Origin of the sequence: Bradyrhizobium sp. LB8.2, assembly GCF_040548035.1 — a bacterium.
Taxonomy (GTDB): domain Bacteria; phylum Pseudomonadota; class Alphaproteobacteria; order Rhizobiales; family Xanthobacteraceae; genus Bradyrhizobium.
Genome location: NZ_JBEPQV010000023.1, coordinates 74,563 through 93,638 on the forward strand (window position 1 = coordinate 74,563; position 19,076 = coordinate 93,638).

The 19,076-nt window shown below is 63.8% G+C and carries 16 protein-coding genes; 4 read left to right on the plus strand and 12 right to left on the minus strand.

The genetic code is table 11. From position 1 onward, the window contains the following. Nucleotides 1–56: 56 nt before the first annotated feature. Entirely contained in the window at nucleotides 57–1,871 is a 1,815-nt protein-coding gene (locus ABIB06_RS25500; RefSeq protein ID WP_354050702.1) for a long-chain-acyl-CoA synthetase, read from the minus strand. A gap of 384 nt (nucleotides 1,872–2,255) precedes the next feature. On the opposite strand from ABIB06_RS25500, the gene ABIB06_RS25505 reads away from it, so the two are divergent. Beyond that, nucleotides 2,256–2,975 (plus strand): SGNH/GDSL hydrolase family protein, encoded by a 720-nt coding sequence (locus ABIB06_RS25505; RefSeq protein ID WP_354050700.1) that lies wholly within the window; start codon nucleotides 2,256–2,258, stop codon nucleotides 2,973–2,975. A gap of 44 nt (nucleotides 2,976–3,019) precedes the next feature. On the opposite strand, the gene ABIB06_RS25510 is transcribed toward ABIB06_RS25505, so the two are convergent. Beyond that, nucleotides 3,020–3,289, minus strand: a complete 270-nt coding sequence (locus tag ABIB06_RS25510; RefSeq protein WP_354050698.1) for a DUF3551 domain-containing protein — start codon at nucleotides 3,287–3,289, stop codon at nucleotides 3,020–3,022. 33 nt (nucleotides 3,290–3,322) lie between these two features. Beyond that, the gene (locus ABIB06_RS25515; RefSeq protein WP_354050696.1) at nucleotides 3,323–3,604 is read right to left on the minus strand and encodes a DUF3551 domain-containing protein; all 282 of its coding nucleotides are present in this window, start codon (nucleotides 3,602–3,604) and stop codon (nucleotides 3,323–3,325) included. Between the two features lie 424 nt (nucleotides 3,605–4,028). On the opposite strand from ABIB06_RS25515, the gene ABIB06_RS25520 reads away from it, so the two are divergent. Further along, the gene (locus ABIB06_RS25520; protein WP_354050695.1) at nucleotides 4,029–7,166 is read left to right on the plus strand and encodes a multidrug efflux RND transporter permease subunit; all 3,138 of its coding nucleotides are present in this window, start codon (nucleotides 4,029–4,031) and stop codon (nucleotides 7,164–7,166) included. A gap of 28 nt (nucleotides 7,167–7,194) precedes the next feature. Here the strand turns inward: ABIB06_RS25520 and htpG are convergent, their stop codons facing one another. From htpG to ABIB06_RS25540, 4 genes are all read right to left on the minus strand, one after another. Further along, nucleotides 7,195–9,072: a molecular chaperone HtpG gene (gene htpG / locus ABIB06_RS25525; protein WP_354050693.1), complete on the minus strand. Its 1,878-nt coding sequence runs from the start codon at nucleotides 9,070–9,072 to the stop codon at nucleotides 7,195–7,197. 120 nt (nucleotides 9,073–9,192) lie between these two features. Continuing rightward, the gene (locus tag ABIB06_RS25530; protein WP_247339564.1) at nucleotides 9,193–9,606 is read right to left on the minus strand and encodes a hypothetical protein; all 414 of its coding nucleotides are present in this window, start codon (nucleotides 9,604–9,606) and stop codon (nucleotides 9,193–9,195) included. A 260-nt stretch (nucleotides 9,607–9,866) separates the two neighbouring features. Further along, complete coding sequence (locus ABIB06_RS25535) at nucleotides 9,867–10,466, minus strand: nuclear transport factor 2 family protein (protein WP_354050691.1); 600 nt, start codon at nucleotides 10,464–10,466, stop codon at nucleotides 9,867–9,869. Nucleotides 10,467–10,626: 160 nt separating this feature from the next. Further along, a complete protein-coding gene (locus tag ABIB06_RS25540) occupies nucleotides 10,627–11,433 on the minus strand; it encodes a response regulator (RefSeq protein ID WP_247351040.1) in 807 nt (268 codons plus the stop codon). Nucleotides 11,434–11,654: 221 nt separating this feature from the next. On the opposite strand from ABIB06_RS25540, the gene ABIB06_RS25545 reads away from it, so the two are divergent. After that, nucleotides 11,655–11,885 (plus strand): NepR family anti-sigma factor, encoded by a 231-nt coding sequence (locus tag ABIB06_RS25545; protein ID WP_026232505.1) that lies wholly within the window; start codon nucleotides 11,655–11,657, stop codon nucleotides 11,883–11,885. Further along, complete coding sequence (locus ABIB06_RS25550; RefSeq protein ID WP_007597240.1) at nucleotides 11,885–12,433, plus strand: sigma-70 family RNA polymerase sigma factor; 549 nt, start codon at nucleotides 11,885–11,887, stop codon at nucleotides 12,431–12,433. The genes ABIB06_RS25545 and ABIB06_RS25550 overlap by 1 nt, the downstream gene beginning before the upstream one ends. A 111-nt stretch (nucleotides 12,434–12,544) precedes the next feature. Here ABIB06_RS25550 and ABIB06_RS25555 read toward each other — a convergent pair whose 3' ends face one another. From ABIB06_RS25555 to ABIB06_RS25575, 5 genes are all read right to left on the minus strand, one after another. Beyond that, the gene (locus tag ABIB06_RS25555; RefSeq protein WP_354050688.1) at nucleotides 12,545–13,243 is read right to left on the minus strand and encodes a nitroreductase; all 699 of its coding nucleotides are present in this window, start codon (nucleotides 13,241–13,243) and stop codon (nucleotides 12,545–12,547) included. A gap of 134 nt (nucleotides 13,244–13,377) precedes the next feature. Further along, complete coding sequence (locus tag ABIB06_RS25560; protein ID WP_354050687.1) at nucleotides 13,378–14,622, minus strand: acyl-CoA dehydrogenase; 1,245 nt, start codon at nucleotides 14,620–14,622, stop codon at nucleotides 13,378–13,380. 132 nt (nucleotides 14,623–14,754) lie between these two features. Further along, nucleotides 14,755–16,002, minus strand: coding sequence for an acyl-CoA dehydrogenase (locus tag ABIB06_RS25565; RefSeq protein ID WP_354050685.1), 1,248 nt, complete (start codon nucleotides 16,000–16,002; stop codon nucleotides 14,755–14,757). A gap of 15 nt (nucleotides 16,003–16,017) precedes the next feature. Then, nucleotides 16,018–17,145 carry an acyl-CoA dehydrogenase family protein gene (locus ABIB06_RS25570; RefSeq protein ID WP_354050684.1) on the minus strand — a complete coding sequence of 376 codons (1,128 nt, stop codon included), beginning with the start codon at nucleotides 17,143–17,145 and terminating at the stop codon, nucleotides 16,018–16,020. A 27-nt stretch (nucleotides 17,146–17,172) separates the two neighbouring features. Continuing rightward, a complete protein-coding gene (locus tag ABIB06_RS25575) occupies nucleotides 17,173–19,044 on the minus strand; it encodes an AMP-binding protein (protein WP_354050682.1) in 1,872 nt (623 codons plus the stop codon). Between the last annotated feature and the right edge of the window lie 32 nt (nucleotides 19,045–19,076).

Here is a 19,076-nt window from a genome sequence, read left to right on the forward strand (position 1 = left end):
ATGGCTTCTTGGACAATTCGGATAAAATTGGACCTATCTGGCGGATTTTCACGCGGTTAAAGCCGGATCGTACCCTCGTTGATTTGCGTATAGGTCTTCGCATCCAGCGCAACATACGCGCCGGTCTTCGGGTCCAGCATGAGCAGTGGATCGGAGACCGCACCCGGATCAAATCCCTCGCGCGCGAGCTCGCCCTTCTTCTGCTTGAACGTCTCGGTCGCATCGAGCTCGCGCGAGATGCGCATGAAGACGGGGCGCGCATAAACCGGCAGACGCTGCGCCAGATGTACGGGCAGCGCCGCGACGTCAAAGCCCTCGTTTACCACGATCGCGCTCATGCCGGCGCGGCCATCGGTGCCGGGGATGCCGACGCCGTAGGTGGTGGCGTCGATCACGCCGGTGAAATCGCGCACGGCGTCGTTGACCTCCGAGGTCGCCACGTTCTCGCCTTTCCAGCGAAAGGTATCGCCGATGCGATCGACGAAGTGGAAGAAGCCTTTGTCGTCGATCCGCATCAGATCGCCGGTGCGGAACCAGGCATCGCCCTTGGCAAAGACATCGCGCAGGATCTTCTTCTCGGTCTCGCTCGCCTCGGTGTAGCCCTCGAAGCGACCGCCACCCGCATCCGCCGTGCCGATGCGGCCGATGGCTTCGCCGGCCTCGCCGCGCGCGCAGGCGATGCAAAAGCCTTCCGCATTGCGCAGCGGCACGCCGCTATCGGGATCGAGCTTGACGAGGCTGGCGGGGAAACGATGCGCGAGCAGCGGCGGAATGCGGCCGATCGCGCCAGGCTGACCCTCGACGTTGAACAGCGAGAAATTGCCTTCGGTCGCCGCGTAGAATTCGAGGATGCGGGGGATTGCAAAACGGGCCTGGAAATCTTCCCAGATGTCGCCGCGCAGGCCGTTGCCACAGACAAGACGAAGGCGATGCCGGTTTTCGTATTCGGACGGCGGCGCCTTCAGAAGGTAGCGGCAGAGCTCGCCGATATATTGGAATAACGTGCAATCGTGACGCACGATCTCGGGCCAGAAATTCGATGCCGAGAATTTTTCCGCGATTACCACCGAGCCGCCGGCAGCCAGCATGCTGCATGGTGCAACGATGCCGCCGACCGAGTGGAACAGCGGCAGGCAATCGTAAAGCCGATCCTGGGGCGTCGCGCCGGTGAGGCCGGCAAACCAAAAGCCCCAGTTCAGGATGCGGCGGTGGCTGATGCTGGCCGCTTTCGGCAGGCCGGTGGTCCCGGACGTGTAAATCAGCAGGGCCCGGTCGTTGATGGTGACGTCACCACGCTCGTCCGGCGAAAGCGGGCCGTCATCGAGCGCGGCAAGCGCGACGTCGATCGCGCGTCCACTGCGGGCATCGCCGTGGGTCCAGACCTTTGCTTCCGTCTTCAGGTGCGGCGACGCGCCGTCCAGCGCCTCCGTGAGCTCGTGCGCGACGATAATTTGAGCGGGCTTTGCGACATCAATGCAATGCGCGAGCGACTGGCCGACGAGCTTGGTGTTGATCAGCGCGACCACGCCGCCGACGCGACTGATCCCGAGCCAGGCCGCGACATAGTCGATGCCGTTCGGCATGATCAACGCGACAGTCTCGCCCTTGGCCACACCGGCCGAGCGGGCCCACCGCGCATAACGATTGATGCGTTTCGAGAGCCCCTCATAGTCGAGGCTTGCGTCATCGGCGACCAATGCGACGCGATCGGGCTGGCGCTGCGCCCAATCGTCGACGATGTCGGCGAATAGCCGGCCCGGCAGCGTCTCGATCCGCGCGGTGAGCTCGATGGCCTTCAGCCAGGTCTTTGAAGCCGAAGGTGCGCGCGCGACTTTCGGTTGCTCGATGACGCCGGTGGTCATGCGGTTCATTCTTTCGGAACGTGTCTGCTGTTTCCGGCAGCTTAGCTCGCACGCCCTGCCCAGATGTTAAGAGACAAGGTAAAACCCGGTTAGTGCGCGATTAACTCTAGTCATCCTTTACCAAGCCGGTGGGATCGGCGTGCGCGGCTGCGCAATTCTTGCGATAGCAAAGCCAGTTGCCTTGGGACGCGCCGCGCATGTCCCCTTGTCCTGCTTGCGGGGCGCAGGTGAACTGGAGAGCGTCATGATCACCACGCGACATTTCCTTCATGCTCGTCGGGGATCAGGAAGGAGTAGCGACCCGTATCAGGGCGCGCGAGGCTAGGCGGGCCCGGGTAAACGGTCTAAGCTTTTCTACCCTGCATTGTCCCGGTTGCAAAAGGGAGACGACCCGTGGCTCTCGACTCGTCAGAGTTTCCTGTCCAGGCCGCGCCGTTCGAGCAGCCGCTGACCAATTTTGCCAGCCGCCTGAAGGACGGACAGGTTAAGGTGGTCGCGATCGGCTCGTCGACCACGGCGGGCGAAGGAGGCATCGCGCCCTATCCGCAGCGGCTGCTGGCGGACCTGCGGATAAAATTTCCAAATGTCGCAATCGAGGTGATCAACCGGGGCGTCGGCGGCGAAGAGGCCCGTCTGGAGCTGAAGCGGTTCGACCATGACGTCTTCGATCTGAACCCCGATCTCGTCATCTGGCAGATCGGCACCAATTCAGTGTGGCAACAGAATCCCCCATCGTTCAGGGACACCACGCAGGCCATCCGTGACGGTGTTGACCGGCTGCTCGGCACCAAGCGGATCGACGTGATCCTGATGGACCTGCAATATGTGCCGGCGCTGCTGACACCGGCCAAGGCCGACAAGACGAACGCGATGGTCGCGGCGATCAGCGAGATCGCCCATGCAAAGAGGGTCAACGTCTTTCGTCGCTTCGCGCTGATGAAGGCCTGGCACGATGTTGCAAGAATTTCGTTCGACCGCATGGTCGACCCCGGCGATGGCGACAGGTTGCACGCAAGCGACTGGACCACAGACAAGATGACCTGGGAATTGACCAACGCGATCGCCGTCGCGGCCGACAAGGCGCCGCCCTCCGGAGACGCACACAGCACGTAGTTCTTCATGCTCCGTCGGATTGACGACCGAACGAGCGGCGAGTGCTAGCCGCCTCGCCTATGGCGCAAGCGCTGCGGTGGTGCGTTGAACGGATAATACGGATTGAGATCGCAGCTCGCGGAGCGGCCCGAAGCGGTGGCGCGGCACTGCGGCAGCGAGGTGAAGGAGCAATCGTACCACTCCCCGCCACCGCCATTCGCGCCCGAATAGACATGCATGCAGATGGGATAGCGCGGGTCGAAGGTTTGCGCATACGACGGCGCGGCTGCAAGCAATGCACCGACGATCGCGATCAGGCCGAATGAGTGACGCATGAAAAATGTCCCGGAAATCGCAATCGCAGATCGCTAGTGAACCTTCTTGTGACGCCGGCGCGGCGCCGGCGGCGGTTCGTCGAAGGTGTAATAGGGGTTGACGTCGCAGCTCGCCGAGCGGCCGGACGCCGTGGCGCGGCACTGCGGCAGCGAGGTGAAGGAGCAGTCGAAATAGTCGCCACCACCGCCGCCGAAGCCGCCGGGCGTGTAGACGTGCATGCACACGGGGTAGCGCGGATCATAGGTCTGGGCGTTGGCATCTGCCGCCACGAACAGCGTGGCAATCGCGGTGAGGGTCAGGATCGGCAGGCGCATCGGACATTTCCTCGAATCGGTGGCAGCGGCACGCGTTATGCCATTTCGATATGGCACAACCACACGGAAGAAGCGATTGTTCCTATTCCACATCTCTCCCGCTTGTGACACGCGGCGAAACGAATGAGACACAGCGCCGCAAGGATGCAAAAGCGGACGGCCCCCCGTTTCCCGCCTGCGCAGAACGCATAACTCCCTGCAGCTCTCCTTCGACAAAGGTCGCAAGCATCCGACGCAGGAATCCGTTCGCTGGCCGCAGCGAACGGATTAGTCTTTCGATCACAACGCCGGCCCCGGACCGACGACGCTCCAGGGCAATCAACAAACAAATGGGCTGAAGGAACGCACTTTCGCGCTCGGCTCTCGGGCGCGATTCCGCCGAGCGCGGGGAGAAAATGCGCCGGCCAGGCTGTGGTGTCAGGGCATGCAAGAGAGCTTCTCGTCTCCGTTCATCCGCTATCCGATCGGCACCTCACTGCTAATGGCGGGCATCCTGTTCGTAGGCCTCGTGGCCTATCCGCTGCTGCCGGTTGCACCGCTGCCCCAGGTCGACTTTCCGACCATTCAGCTCTCGGCTTCGCTCCCCGGCGGCAGCCCCGAGACCATGGCCTCGTCCGTGGCGCAGCCGCTCGAGCGCCAGCTCGCGCAGATCCCCGGCATCACGCAGATGACGTCGACCAGCTCGCTGGGTTCGGCGTCGATCACCATCCAGTTCGATCTCAATCGCAAGATTGACGCCGCCGCCAACGACGTGCAGGCCGCGATCAATGCGGCGAGCGGCCAACTGCCGAAGAACCTGCCCTCGCCTCCCACCTATCGCAAGGTCAACCCGGCGGATTCGCCGGTGATGATCCTGTCCGCGACGTCCGACACGCTGCCGCTGACCGTCGTCAGCGATCGCACCGATGCGCAGCTCGCGCAGCAGATCAGCCAGCTATCCGGCGTCGCCCAAGTGTTCGTCGGCGGGCAGCAGAAACCCTCGGTGCGCATACAGATCGATCCGGCCAAGCTCGTCGCCAAGGGCCTGTCGCTGGAGGACGTGCGCGCCCAGATCGCGGCTGCGACCACCGACAGCCCGAAGGGCAACATCGATGGCGCCAGGCGCGCCTACACGATCTACGCCAACGACCAGCTCACCCAGGCCCAGCACTGGCAGGACGTCATCGTCGCCTATCGCAACGGCGCGCCGTTGCGGATCCGCGACATCGGCGAGGCAGTGGCAGGGCCGGAGGACATGAAGACGGCGGCCTGGGCCGACGGCAAGCGCGGCGTGTTCCTCGTCATCTTCAAGCAGCCCGGCGCCAACGTCATCGAGACCGTCGATCGGATCAAGGCGCAGCTGCCGCGGCTGATCGCGGCGATCCCGCCCGCGATCTCGATCAAGATCATCAGCGACCGCACCATCACCATCCGCGCTGCCGTCGAGGACGTGCAGATCACGCTCATGACCACGATCGCGCTCGTGGTGATGGTGATCTTCATCTTCCTCCGCAGCTTCTGGGCCACGATCATCCCGAGCATCACGGTGCCGCTGGCGCTGCTGGGAGCCTGCTCGCTGATGTGGGTCTTCGGCTATTCGCTCGACAACCTCTCCTTGATGGCGCTGACGATCGCGGTCGGCTTCGTGGTGGACGATGCCATCGTGATGCTGGAGAATATCACCCGTTATGTAGAGCAGGGCGAGAGGCCGCTTGCTGCGGCCTACAAGGGCGCGGCCGAAATCGGCTTTACCATCGTCTCGATCAGCATCTCGTTGATCGCGGTGCTGATCCCGTTGCTGCTGATGGGCGGTATCATCGGCCGGCTGTTCCGCGAATTCGCGGTCACGCTGGCGATGGCGATCCTCGTCTCTCTGGTGGTGTCGCTGACCCTGACGCCAATGATGGCCTCGCGCTTCCTGCGCGCCAACCACGAGGCCCGGCACAGCCGCTTCTACCAGTGGAGCGAGCGGATGTTCGAACGGATGCTCGGCGCCTACGAACGCGGGCTCGATGTCGCGCTACGCCACAGTTTCGTGACCCTTTGCATCTTCTTCGCGACCGTAGCGCTCTCGGTCTACCTCTTCATCCTGATCCCGAAGGGATTCTTCCCGCAACAGGACAACGGCTTCCTCACAGCCGTGTCCGAGATGCCCCAGGACATCTCCTTTACCGAGATGAAACGGCGCCAGGTGGAGCTCAACACTATCGTGCAGGCCGACCCCGCCGTCGATTCGATCGCGATGTTCATCGGCGGCGGCGGTACGGCACTGAACTCGGGGCGCATGTACATCACCTTGAAACCGCGGGAGGAGCGCGACGCCGGCGCACAGCAGATCATCGCGCGGCTGCGGCCCAAGATCGCCAAGGTCGAGGGCGCCAGGCTCTATATGCAGGCCTCGCAGGACGTTCGTCTCGGCGGCCGCGCCAGCCGCACCCAGTTCGAATTCACGCTCCAGGACGCCAACCTCGCCGAACTGAACGAATGGGCGCCGAAAATCCTCGACGCGATGAAGACGCTGCCGCAACTGCGCGACGTCGCGACCGACCAGCAAACCGAAGGCACGACGGTTCAACTCAGGATCAATCGCGACACCGCCGCACGCTACGGCATCCAGCCGCAGCTGATCGATGATACCCTGTATGACGCGTTCGGTCAGCGTCAGGTCGCGCAATACTTCACGCAGACCAACAGCTATCACATCGTCCTGGAGATCACGCCGGATCTGCAAGGCCAGCTCGGTACGCTCGACAAGCTCTATCTCAAATCGCCGCTTACCGGCGACGAGGTGCCGCTCTCGGTGTTCTGCAACTGGACCAATGTGCCCGTGCGACCGCTTGCGATCTCGCATCAAGGCCAATTCCCGTCGGTGACAATCAGCTTCAATCTCGCCGAGGGCGTGGCGCTGGGACAGGCGACAGACGCGGTGCTGCACGCGGTCGGCGAGATGCGCGCGCCGCCGGCGCTGGCAACGAGCTTTCAGGGCACCGCGCAGGCATTCCAGCAATCGCTGGGCACCGTGCCGTTGCTGATCCTCGCCGCACTGGTCGTGGTCTATCTGATCCTGGGCGTGCTCTACGAGAGCTACATCCACCCTCTGACCATCCTGTCCACGTTGCCCTCGGCTGGCGTGGGCGCCGTCGCGATCCTGATGATCTTCGGCTTCGACTTCAGCCTCATTGCCCTGATCGGGGTCATTCTCCTGATCGGCATCGTCAAGAAGAACGGCATCATGATGGTGGATTTCGCCATCGCGGCCGAACGCGAGCAGCATCTCACCCCGGAGCAATCGATCCGCCAGGCTGCGCTGCTGCGCTTTCGCCCGATCATGATGACGACGATGGCCGCCCTGCTCGGCGGCGTGCCGCTGATGCTCGGAAGCGGCACCGGTTCCGAAATCCGCCAACCGCTCGGTTATGCGATGGTCGGCGGGCTTCTCGTGAGCCAGGCGCTGACGCTGTTCACGACCCCGGTCGTCTACCTCTATCTCGACCGCTTCTCCGACCTGCTCTCGCGCTGGATGGAGAAGAAGCCGCAGGCCGCCGCCGCGCGCGACGAGCGGAAGGATCACGCGGCGGAATGAGCGCGGCGGCGCATATGGCCTGTGCCTGCTATCCGTCGAGCCCCTGCAATACCAGCCGGTTCAGCCGTGCGGCAAAAGCCGCAGGGTCTTCCGGCAGCTCGCCATCCAGGATCTGCGCCTGTTCGAGCAGGAGCAGACTGAGATCGTCGACCACCTTCGAGCCGGCTTGAGCCTTGGTGATCGCCGTGACCAGCGCATGGCGCAGATTGATCTCGAGGATCGGCTTGGTGCGCATGCCGCGGTTCTGCTGCGCCAGGATGCGCTCGAGCTCGCGGCTCGGGCCCTGGCTGTCGGCGACGAGGCAGGAGGCGGAGCTGGTGAGGCGCGTCGAGGCCTTGACGTCGTTGACGCGCTCGCCCAGCGCGGCCTTGATCACGGCGATGGTGGCGGCCTCGTCGGCGGCCGGCTCGTCCTTCTTCGCCTCGTCCGCCTCGTCGACGCGCGGAATCAGGTCGAGGTTGAGGTCGCCCTGGCTCAGCGACTTCAGCGGTTTGCCCTCGAACTCCGATGGCATCGAGGTCCAGAAGGCGTCGACCGGATCGGAAAGCAGCAGCACTTCGATGCCGCGCGCGGTCGCCGCCTCGAGCCGGGGGCTCGACTTCAGCCGCTCGATGCTGTCGCCGACGAGATAATGGATCTCGGTCTGGTTCGGCTTGAAATCGGCGATGACGTCCTTGAGCGAGCGCTTCTCGCCCGAAGTCGTGGTGAAACGCGACAGCGCGAGCAGCTTTTCACGGCGCTCGAAATCCTCGTAGATACCTTCCTTCAGCACCGCGCCGAAGGCCTCCCAGATCTTCGCAAAGTTCTCCGGGTCCTTGTCGGCAAGGCTTTCGAGTTCGTTTACCACACGCGTCGCCACCGCTTTACGGATCTGCACGAGCTGCGGATTGTTCTGCAGCATCTCGCGCGAGATGTTCAGCGGAAGATCCTCGCTGTCGACGACGCCGCGGATGAAGCGCAGATAGCCCGGCAACAGATCGGCGTCATCCGTGATGAAGACGCGGCGGACGTAGAGCTTGACGCGACCTTTACGCGAGGGCTCGAACAGGTCGAACGGTTTCGTCGACGGCGCGAACAGCAGCACGGCGTAGGAATAGCGGCCTTCGGCGCGGTAGTGCAGCGTCATCGCGGGATCGTCGAAGGCGGATGCGATCTGCTGATACGCCTTCTTGTAGTCCTCGGCTGTCAGCTCGGACTTGGAGCGCTGCCACAGCGCGCTCGCCGAATTGATCTGGCGCGGCTCGCCCTCTTCCGGCACCAGCTCGATCGGGAACAGGATGTTGTCGGAATAGGCGCCGACGATGCGCTCGATCTCGTGAGCTTCGAGATATTTCTTGGCATCGTCCTTGATGTGCAAGACGATCTCGGTGCCGCGCGCGGCACGCGCCGCTTCCTCGTCGCTGGCACGCGCGATCTCGAAGCCGGAGCCGCCCGAGGACGTCCAGGTCCAGACGTCACTCTCGCCGGCGCGGCGGCTGACCACGACGATCTTGTCGGCGACCATGAAGGCGGAATAGAAGCCGACGCCGAATTGGCCGATCAGGCCGAGGCCGTCCTTGGCTTCCTTGAGCTTCGACACGAAGGCCTTGGTGCCGGAGCGGGCGATGGTGCCGAGATGGTCGATCAGCTCCTGCCGCTCCATGCCGATGCCATTGTCGGCGATCGTCAACGTCCCCGCGGTCTTGTTCGGAATGATACGAATCTTGAGAACGTCGTCCTCGCCCAGCAGCGCCGGACCGGCGATGGCTTCATAGCGCAGCTTGTCACAGGCGTCCGATGCGTTGGAGACGAGCTCGCGCAGGAAGATGTCGGTCTCGGAATAGACGGAGTGCACCATCAGGTGCAAAAGCTCGGAAACCTCGGCCTGGAAGGGCTGCGTATGCACAGCCGTGTCTGACGTCGTCATGCGTTCACCCGGTCAATCGAAGGGGAAGAGACCCGGGATATAACGCGATGGGGTAGTGGATCAAGTGGACGTGAACAATCGCCCTCCCCGCGGAGGGCGACTTATCCCGGTCCATGCCGATCAGGTCACACAGCGGCCGGGCTGGAGCAGCTTTGCGACCTCGGTCAGGGAGCTGACCATCGGCTCGCAGGCAATCGTCGGCTTCTTGCGGCTCTGCTTCTGGTTCGGGAGCAGCACCGGCGGCTTGGCATTGCCGGTCTCGATCACCGCGGGGATGCGCAGCAGCACCGACGTGTCAGCCAGGTCGTTCAGCCGCATCGACACAGTGCGGGTCGGGACCCCCGCCTGCTTGATATCGGGCAGCCGGTCGGCTTTGCTGGAGCGATTGACGTTATGGCCCGGCTTGTCAGCAACAGCCTGCCAGCGGTCGGCCAGATCATGGCCGGAGGCCAGCTGCACGGCGCCCACCTGGACGGCGCCAAGCGTTGCGGCAATCGCGACGGCGCCCAAAAATACCTTTTGAATCTGTGACATATCTATCGGTCCCATCGCCCCATGGCGATGCGGGAACAACGGAGCAGAGGACCGGGAGTTCTCAATCGTTAAGATCACTTAACCGTGTGCACGGCGACCCTGGCAAAAAATTTCGCAACCGCCTGGAACGACTCCGGCGGCGGGGAGTCGTTTCAACAGCCGGCTATTCCCCCCTGCCCCATAAGCCGGCGACGTAGGGCGCGACTGTGGTGATGCCAGTCGCGCCTTACTTTTGTCTGGGCTTCACTTCTGTCTGGGCTTCACTTCGCCTTTTCCGCCAGCCACTCCCGCCCTTCGCCATAGAGCTTCTCGACCTCAGGCCCGGTGAGGCCGGGCATGTCGCGCTTGACCTTGTAGCCGATCAGCTCCTGCATGTAGGCGAGATGGCGGTAGCCTTCGGGCAGCGCGGCGAGGGCTTTCTGGTCGAGCTGAAGTGTCGCGGCGGGATCGACCGGATCGATCCGGTCCTTCTCGTAGATCGGCTGGCGGCGGATGATGCCCCATTTTCGCTGCCGCTTCTCCAGGAAATCGTAGAAGCGCCCGGTGCAGACGACGTCGCAGGGCACGTCGTGGACCGGCGCGCGCTGCGAGATGGTCATCTTGGTCTGTGCGATGGCGCGCGCACCCTCGAGGTCGATGCTGGTGCCGCCGAGGAAATGCAGGATGCGCACGCCCTTGGCAAACCCCTCCTGGCTAACCCGCATGAAATCCCGCGCCGGCCCCTGAAACCAAGTGGCGGACATCCAGCCCTCTTGGTGCCAGACGGTGGCAAAACGCTCCCAGTCGCCGGCATCGCGCCAGACCGCCCAATTCTCGACGAGGTCACGGATGGCGAGGCGGTCGAGGAGTTCTTGGTCCATGAACACGTCTCCGATGGCACTGCGGCTGCAACGGCCGCTGCACGAGGTATGAGCGGCGAATTCGACGGCCGTCAAGCGCGGCAACCGGTCAACAAAAATCCGGCGCACCTTGCGGCACGCCGGATCAGATGTCGTCAAATGCCGGGCGCAGGCGCCTTCCTTACGCCGCCGGTACTTTCGGGGCGCGGTTGCGGGAGTTGCGCTGGAAGAACAGGGCCTGGCTCGCCACCGCCGACACCATCGCCGGCTGGAACGGTTTTGAGATCAGGAACGCCGGCTCGGGGCGCTCGCCGGTGAGGAAGCGCTCGGGGTACGCAGTGATGAACACCACCGGCACCTCGAAGGTGCGGAGCAGCTCGTTGACGGCGTCGAGGCCCGACGAGCCGTCGGCGAGCTGGATGTCGGCGAGGATCAGGCCGGGCCGCTTGTTTTTGGCCAGCGCGACCGCATCGGCGTGCGTGCGGGCGACGCCAACGACATTGTGCCCGAGATTCTTCACCAGGCTCTCGAGGTCCATGGCGATGAAGGTCTCATCCTCGATGATCAGCACGTCGGTGGCGATCTCGACGGCCATCTCGCGCCCTGCGGCATCCGCAAGCCGGCGCGTCTCGCTGACGTCGGTGCCGAGAATGTAGCCGACTTCCTCTTCCGAGAATCCCTCAAGCGAGAGCAGCAGAAAGGCCTGCCGCGGCAGCGGCGTGATGTTCGACAGCCGTCGCTCCGGCGGCATCGGCAGGTTCGTCACCTCGGAATCGTCGTTGACGGAAACGGAATTCCAGATCTGGGTGAACAGCCGGAACAGGCCGGCGCGGGGCCCGTGGCTCTCGTCGAGCACCGACGGATCTCCCAGCATGGCTTCCAACATGGCTGCGACATAGGCGTCACCGGATGACTGGCTGCCCGTCAGGGCGCGTGCGTATCGGCGCAGCAAAGGCAAGTGTTCAGCAACAAGCTGTGAACGGGACATCCCCACTCCATTCATCTTCGGGCCGACCTTGACGTGCAGACGTTACGCGGGGGGCCCGGGGTTCCCCTGCTGGGCTGATTACGCTTCAGACCGAGAAAAGTTCCGCATCGGGGCGGAACTTTTTCTCGCAGCTCGAATTGAGCCTATCCAGGGAACGGCTCCCGGTTGAGAGAACTTCTCGATTTTACAGTCACTTAACTCGGGGAAACGTGGAACAGGTCATGAAAGATCTCAAGTCTCAAGCAAGCAAAAGCACGACCCCCGGCAAAGGAGGGCTCACTCCGGAAATCCAATCCCGGATCGGCCATCAGCTGCGCGCCATGTACGACGACGTGGTGCGGCAGGGCGTTCCGGACCGGTTCGCGGAACTCATCAAGAAGCTTGATGCGCCAGGAGCGACACCCCAAGTAGAAAATGGTGGCGGATCCAACGACAACAATGGGAGGGATTGATGCCTCTCACCGACTCCCTGCGTAACGACATTCTGGCGGCCGTGCCCAGCCTGCGCGCGTTCGCCATCTCGCTCAGCGGCAATGCGGACCGCGCGGACGATCTGGTTCAGGAGACGCTGTTGCGCGCGCTTGCCAACATCGACTCGTTCCAGCCCGGCTCCAACCTGCCGGCGTGGCTGTTCACGATCTTGCGCAACCTGTTCCGCTCCGACTATCGCAAGCGGCGGCGGGAAGTCGAGGATGCCGAAGGCAACTATGCCAAGACGCTGAAGACACAGCCCTCGCAGAACGCCCATCTCGAGTTCGAGGAATTCCGCACGGCGCTCGATAAGCTTCCGCAGGACCAGCGTGAAGCGCTGATCCTGGTCGGTGCCTCCGGCTTCTCCTACGAGGATGCGGCTTCGATCTGCGGCTGCGCAGTCGGCACGATCAAGAGCCGCGTCAACCGCGCGCGCTCGAAGCTCGCGGCGCTGCTCTATGTCGACGGTGCCGAGGATTTCGGGCCCGACGAGACCATCCGCGCTGTGATCGGCGGCAGCGGCGGATAGCGGCGGGCGTCAATCGGACTTAAACAAGACGAAGGCGGCCGCTTCCGCGGCCGTCTTCGCGCGTCTGAAAACCTGATGCGGGCTTATGGATGGCGGGTAGCGTGGCGGCGATCACTCGTCCACGAAGGTCACGGTCTCGGCCACGCTCGCACGCGAGGTGCGGTAGCTGTTGACCTTGTGGGCGTTGTCGGCATAGCCGAACGAGATGCCGCAGACGATGCGGCGGTCATCAGGCAGATTGAAATGGCGGCGGATCAGGCCGGAGTGGCGCGCCAGCGCCGCCTGCGGAATCGTGCCGACCCCGAGCGCCTGCGCGGCCAGCATGAAGTTCGAGACATAAGCGCCGCAATCGATCGCACCGTAGATGCCGAGCGGCTCGTTGGTGTGGATGATGGCCACATGCGGCGCGCCGAAGAAATTGTAGTTCTCCAGCGCCTGCTTTGCATAGGCCGTCTTGTCGCCCCTGACGATGCCGAGCGTGTTGTAGAGCTGAAAACCGCTCTCGCGGCGGCGTTCGAGATAGGCGCCGACATACTCGCGCGGCGGCGTGAAGTCATAATCGTCGCCGAGCCCGCCGGATGCTTCCGCGTAAATCAGCTTGCGGAAGCGCTCCCTGGCCTCGCCGCTGGCGATGATCACCTGCCAGGGCTGACTGTTGCACCACGACGCCGTGCGCTGCGCGGTAGTCAGCAAATGTTCGATCGTCGCGCGATCGACGTCCTTGGCCAGGAAGGCACGCACCGAATAGCGCTCGTTGAGGAGCTCTTCGAGCACGCCGATGCGGTCGTTTTGGTTCACTTTAGCGTCCATTGCCTAGCTCGCTTTTCGTGCCCCGGACGCGACGCAGCACGAAGTGATGCGGCGCTGAGCCGGGGCCCATTGTGGCCTGTCCATCGTGGCTCCCGGGTCCCGGCTCGCGCTTCGCGCGTCCGGGACACGAGATATCAACGCCCCTTCGTCGGGATCTTGTTATACGGCACGTCCTTGTCGACGCGGATGTCGCCCGGCAATCCCAGCACGCGCTCGGCGATGATGTTGCGCAATATCTCGTCGGTGCCGCCGGCGATGCGCATCGAGGGCGAGGACAGCAGCATCTGCTGAAACTGGCCCTGCACCGTCTCCTCGTCCACGCCGGTGAGAACGCCGGCCGCGCCCTGGAGGTCCATGGCGTAGGTCGCAATGTCCTGGAGCATCATGCCGGACACCAGCTTGCCGATCGAATTCTCCGGCCCCGGCCTGTCGCCCTTGGACAGCGCCGAGATCGCGCGGTAGCTGGTGTATTTCAGCCCGCTCGACTTCACCGCCCAGCTCGCAAGTTTTGAACGTACGGCGGGATCGTCGATGGCGAGCCCGTCCTCCAGCATCAGGTTGGAGCAGAACTCGAACATCTCGGGAACGCCGGTCGCAAGCCGGGAGCCGATCGACATGCGCTCGTTCATCAGCGTGGTCAGCGACACGCTCCAGCCCTCGCCGATGGCGCCGAGGCGCTGGCTGTCCGGAATGACGACGTCGGTGAAATAGACCTCGCTGAACTCCTGCATGCCGTTGGCCTGCTTGATCGGGCGCACCTCGACGCCGGGGCTCTTCATGTCCAGAAAGAACATGGTGAGGCCCTTGTGCTTGGGCACGTTGGGATCGGTGCGCGCGATCAAAAGGCCATAGTCGGAATAATGCGCGCCTGAGGTCCAGATCTTCTGGCCGTTGACGACCCAATTGTCGCCCTTCTTCTCCGCGCGCGTGCGCAAGCCCGCGACATCAGAGCCGGCCGACGGCTCGGAGAACAGCTGGCACCAGATCTCCTCGCCCGCGGCAAGCTTCGGCAAATGGCGGCGCTTGGCGTCCTCGCTGCCGAACGCCATCACGGTCGGGCCGCACATGCCTTCGCCGATCTGGAACGGCTGGGTCAGCTTGCCGTAGACGCCTTCCTCCTGCTGCCAGATCACGCGCTCGATCGGCGTGGCGCCGCGGCCGCCATACTCTTTCGGCCAGTGCAGACAGGCCCAGTTGCCCTCCGCCTTCTTCTTCTGCCAGGCCTTGCCGACATCGACGATGTCGTGCTGTGCAAGCCGGATGCGGCCGAGCGAGGATTTTGACAGCTCCGCCAAAAACTCCTTCGGCGCGTTGGCGTCGACCCATTTGCGCGCGGTCTCGCGGAATGCGGCTTCCTGCGGGGTGTCATCGAAATTCATGGCGAACCTCAGTTCTTGCTCGGTGTTAGTCCCTCATGGTGAGGAGGCGCGTAGCGCCGTCTCGAACCACGAGGCCCCAGTGGGGCCTTCATCCTTCGAGACGCCGCGTTCCGCGGCTCCTCAGGATGAGGGTCAGCCTCTTCCCTTGGTCGGGATCTTGTTGAACGGCACGTCCTTGTCGACACGGATATCGCCGGGCAGGCCCAGCACCCGCTCGGCGATGATGTTGCGCATGATCTCGTCGGTGCCGCCTTCGACACGGGTGCCGGGCGCGCGCAGCAGCATCGCCTGGAAGCGGCCAGCGACTTCGGCATCTTCGGGGCCACTGACCACACCGGCAGCGCCCTGCAAATCCAGCGCGTAGGTCGCGACATCCTGGATCATGGAGCCCGCCACCAGCTTGCCGATGGAGTTTTCCGGCCCCGGCCGCTCCCCCTTCGACAGCGCCGAGATCGCGCGCATGCTGGTGTAGCGCAGGCCGCTCGCCTTGACCGCCCAGTTCGCCAGCTTCGCGCGCACCGCGCGGTCCTCGATCGCGGGACCGTCGTCGAGCATCAGGCTGGAGCAATAGTCGAACAGTTCCGGAAAGCCGGTCGAGACGCCGGCGCCGATCGACATCCGCTCGTTCATCAGCGTCGTCAGCGAGACGTTCCAGCCGTCATTGACCTCGCCAAGGCGCTGATGATCGGGGATGCGGACGTTGGTGAAATAGACCTCGTTGAAGTCGGAGGCACCGCTGGCCTGCTTGATCGGCCGCACCTCGACACCGGGGCTCTTCATGTCCAGGAAGAACATGGTGAGGCCCTTGTGCTTGGCCACGTTGGGATCGGTGCGGGTGAGCAAAATGCCGTAGTCGGAATAATGCGCCCCCGACGTCCAGATCTTCTGGCCGTTGATGAGCCAGTCCTCGCCGTCCTTCTCCGCGCGCGTGCGAAGCCCTGCGACATCGGAGCCGCCGGCCGGCTCGGAGAACAGCTGGCACCAGACTTTGTCGCCGGAGGCGAGCGGCGGCAGATAGCGGCGCTTATGCTCCTCGCGCGCGAATGCCATCATGGTCGGCCCGCACATGCCGTGGCCGATGATGAACATGCCGGACAGCTTGCCGAACGGGCCCTCTTCCTGCTGCCAGATCACGCGCTCGATCGGCGACGAGCCGCGGCCGCCATAATCCTTCGGCCAATGCAGGCAGGCCCAGCCGGCGTCGGCCTTTTTCTTCTGCCAGGCCTTTGCGACTTCCAGGATGTTGGCGTTCTTGAGCTGGGTGCGGCCGAGCGAGGATTTGCGCAGCTCGTCCTCGTACTGTTGCGGCGCGTTCGCCGCGATCCAGGCGCGGGCGGTGGCGCGGAATGCGGCCTCCTGCGGGGTGTCTTCGAAGTTCATGACGGTGCCCTTCGCCTACGCCGCGTTCTTCTTGCGCATGCGGTCGATCAACTGGTCTTCCCAATAGGACAGGCTGCCGAGCCCGAGCGCCATGGCGTTGGCGCGGCGGTAGTACATGTGGCAGTCGAACTCCCAGGTGAAACCCATGCCACCGTGGACCTGGATGTTGTTCTTGGCGCAGTGCTGGAACGCCTGCGTCGCGCTGATGCGCGCGGCGGCGGCGGCTTCCGGCAATTCACCTGCGTTGGTCGAGAGCGCCCAGGCGCCGTAATAGCTGTTGGACCGCGCCAGCGTCGCCGAGACATACATATCGGCGAGCATGTGCTTGACGGCCTGGAACGAACCGATCTGGCGACCGAAGGCGATGCGGTCGAGCGCGTAGTCGCGGCCCATCTCCAGTGCGCGGTCGGAGCCGCCGACCTGCTCGAAAGCGCACAGCACCGCGGCCCGGTCCAGCACCTGGGTCAGGATGCTCCACCCTTCGCCGGCTGCTCCGAGCGGCTCGGCCTTGCAATCCCTGAAAGTGATCTCGGCCTGCCCGCGGATCGGATCGAGATTGGTGAGACTCTTCACCTCGACGCCGCCGCCCTTGAGATCGACAATGAACAAGGAAATGTCACCATCGCGTCCGCTCGATCCCGTACGTGCCGCGACCACTGCGAAGTCGGCAATCGCGCCATCCGCAACCGGCTTCTTGACACCGCTGAGCACGCCGTTTGCAGCCGTCAGCTTGATGTTCTTCGGCGACGGATTGCCCTTGCCCTCGAACAGCGCCAGCGTGCCGATCGCCTCGCCGGAGGCAATCGCCGGCAACCATTTCTTCTTCTGCGAATCGCTGCCGGCAATCAGCAGCGCTTCGGCGGCGAGATAGACGGTGGAGGAAAACGGCACCGGCGCATTGGCCCGGCCCATCTCCTCGGCGATCACGCAAAGTTCGAGATGACCGGCGCCCGCACCACCAAAGTCCTCGGGAATCGCGACACCGAGAAAGCCCATCTCGGCGAGGCCCTTCCACAGCTCCTTGTCATACGGCGCCTTGCCGTCGAGAATTGCGCGCACCGCCTTAGGCGAGCACTTCTCGGTGAGGAATTTGCGCGCCTGGTCGCGGAGCTGCTTCTGGTCGTCAGAGAAATCGAAGTTCATGGCGCGTATCCGTGTTGATGATGTCGATTACTTGAGAATGATGACGTCCTGGTCGGGCTTGTCGGCATAAAGCCGCTCCACCAGCCCGACGCGGCGCTCCAGGCCGGCGCGCTGGTTGATGTAGCCCTTGTCGGTGAGCTCGTTGCCGTCGATCGAGGGCGGCTCCGCCATCAGCATGGCGCGCGCGATGATGCGGCTGCCGGCGCCTTCGCACTCCCGGTTGTGCGCTTCCAGTCCGCGCCGGAAGCAGGCGATCACCTCGGGGTGCTTCACCGCATCCTCGAAACTCAGGTCGGGATTGCCGACGAGTTGGCGGCAAGCATGCAGGTTCGGCCAGGCCAGCAGGCCGATGAACGGACGGTCCTGCCCCGCGACCAGTGCATCGTGCACGACAGGCGTCGCAGCCGCGATCGCATCGGTGCGCAGCGAGCCGACATGGACGAAAGTGCCGGTGGTGAGCTTGAAATCCTCGACCACGCGCCCGGCGAAGATGATGCCCTGCACGGGATCGGAATCGTCTACAAAGATGCCGGCATCGCCGATACAGTAGAAACCTTCCTCGTCGAACATCTTCTTGGTGAGATCGGGCTGGCCGAAATATCCCGGCGTGACGTTGACGCCGCGCAGACGCAGCTCGTATTTCGAGCCGCACGGCACCATCTTCAGTTCGACGCCGGGGAACGGCAGGCCAATCAGGCCGACACGCTCGGTGTCCCAATAGGTGCCGGTCGAAGTCGGCGCGGTCTCGGTCGAGCCCCAGCCGGTGTAGAACACGATGCGCTCGCCGGTGGTTTTCACGGCGAGAGCCTGCATGCGATCGTAGAGATCATCAGGCAGCCGCGCGCCGCCATAGGCCATGATCGAGAGGTTCTTGAAGAAGGAGCGGCACAGCGCATCGTCCTTCTCCATCGCTGCGGCCAAAGCAGCGTAGCCGGCCGGCACGTTGGCGTAATAAGTCGGCGATATCTCGCGCAGATTCCGGAGCGTCTCCTCGAACTGGCCCGGCATCGGCCGGCCGTCATCGATATAGAGCGTGCCGCCGTCGACCAGGATCGGGTGGAACGCCGCATTGCCGCCCATGGTGTGGTTCCAGGGCATCCAGTCCAGCATGGTGGAGATCGGACCGCTGGGATCGCGCGGCCGCACCTGCATCATCATCGCCGCATTGGCGCACATCATCGCTTGCGTGTTGATGACGGCCTTGGGCATGCCGGTCGAGCCTGACGTGAACAGCAGCTTGCCGACGGTCTCAGGCGCGATCTTCGCGATCGACGCTTCGACATCGGCGGTCACGGGCGTCGCCACGAGCTCGGCAAAGCTGACGCTCTTGATGCCGTCGCAAGGCCGCAGGACGTGAACGATGGTGACGCCGGTGAGATCGAGCGCTTTCAGCGCCTTCTCGAAAGTCGGGCCATCCTGCACCATCACCACGGCGGGCTTGATCAGATCGAACAGATATTTCAGTTTGACGTGATCATGGCTCATCAAGGAGTAGGCAGGCGACACCGGCGCGGCCGGGACGCGCGCCTGCATCGCGGCCTGCGTCATCAGCGCATGCTCGATCGAATTGCCGGAGAGGATCGTAACCGGGCGGCCGTCGAGCGCGAGATTGAGCAAGCCCTGCGTCAGCGCATCCACCGTGCGCTTGGCTTCGCCATAGGACACCTTGCGCCATTCGCGGTTCGGACCGCCGCGCTGCGCGAGCCAGATGCGCTCGGGCGCTTGCTTGGCCCACTTCGCCAGCGAAGCCGGAATATGCGTCTCGTGAGCTTGCAGCGGAATGCGCGACTTCAGCACAACAGTGCCGTCGCCGCGCCGCTCGACGTCGATGTCGCGCTTGAGCCACTCGACCTTGCGAAACGCGGGCTTCGTCATCACCGCCGCCGCATTCCCACTCATTTTGCGTCTCCCGGAATTTCTCGTCCTTTACG

Bases quoted from the DNA above. Each gene is read 5' to 3' on its own strand.
- ABIB06_RS25500 (WP_354050702.1), bottom strand. From the start codon at position 1,871: ATGAACCGCATGACCACCGGCGTCATCGAGCAACCGAAAGTCGCGCGC.
- ABIB06_RS25510 (WP_354050698.1), bottom strand. From the start codon at position 3,289: ATGCGTCACTCATTCGGCCTGATCGCGATCGTCGGTGCATTGCTTGCA.
- ABIB06_RS25515 (WP_354050696.1), bottom strand. From the start codon at position 3,604: ATGCGCCTGCCGATCCTGACCCTCACCGCGATTGCCACGCTGTTCGTG.
- ABIB06_RS25520 (WP_354050695.1), top strand. From the start codon at position 4,029: ATGCAAGAGAGCTTCTCGTCTCCGTTCATCCGCTATCCGATCGGCACC.
- htpG (WP_354050693.1), bottom strand. From the start codon at position 9,072: ATGACGACGTCAGACACGGCTGTGCATACGCAGCCCTTCCAGGCCGAG.
- ABIB06_RS25530 (WP_247339564.1), bottom strand. From the start codon at position 9,606: ATGTCACAGATTCAAAAGGTATTTTTGGGCGCCGTCGCGATTGCCGCA.
- ABIB06_RS25535 (WP_354050691.1), bottom strand. From the start codon at position 10,466: ATGGACCAAGAACTCCTCGACCGCCTCGCCATCCGTGACCTCGTCGAG.
- ABIB06_RS25540 (WP_247351040.1), bottom strand. From the start codon at position 11,433: ATGTCCCGTTCACAGCTTGTTGCTGAACACTTGCCTTTGCTGCGCCGA.
- ABIB06_RS25545 (WP_026232505.1), top strand. From the start codon at position 11,655: ATGAAAGATCTCAAGTCTCAAGCAAGCAAAAGCACGACCCCCGGCAAA.
- ABIB06_RS25550 (WP_007597240.1), top strand. From the start codon at position 11,885: ATGCCTCTCACCGACTCCCTGCGTAACGACATTCTGGCGGCCGTGCCC.
- ABIB06_RS25555 (WP_354050688.1), bottom strand. From the start codon at position 13,243: ATGGACGCTAAAGTGAACCAAAACGACCGCATCGGCGTGCTCGAAGAG.
- ABIB06_RS25560 (WP_354050687.1), bottom strand. From the start codon at position 14,622: ATGAATTTCGATGACACCCCGCAGGAAGCCGCATTCCGCGAGACCGCG.
- ABIB06_RS25565 (WP_354050685.1), bottom strand. From the start codon at position 16,002: ATGAACTTCGAAGACACCCCGCAGGAGGCCGCATTCCGCGCCACCGCC.
- ABIB06_RS25570 (WP_354050684.1), bottom strand. From the start codon at position 17,145: ATGAACTTCGATTTCTCTGACGACCAGAAGCAGCTCCGCGACCAGGCG.
- ABIB06_RS25575 (WP_354050682.1), bottom strand. From the start codon at position 19,044: ATGAGTGGGAATGCGGCGGCGGTGATGACGAAGCCCGCGTTTCGCAAG.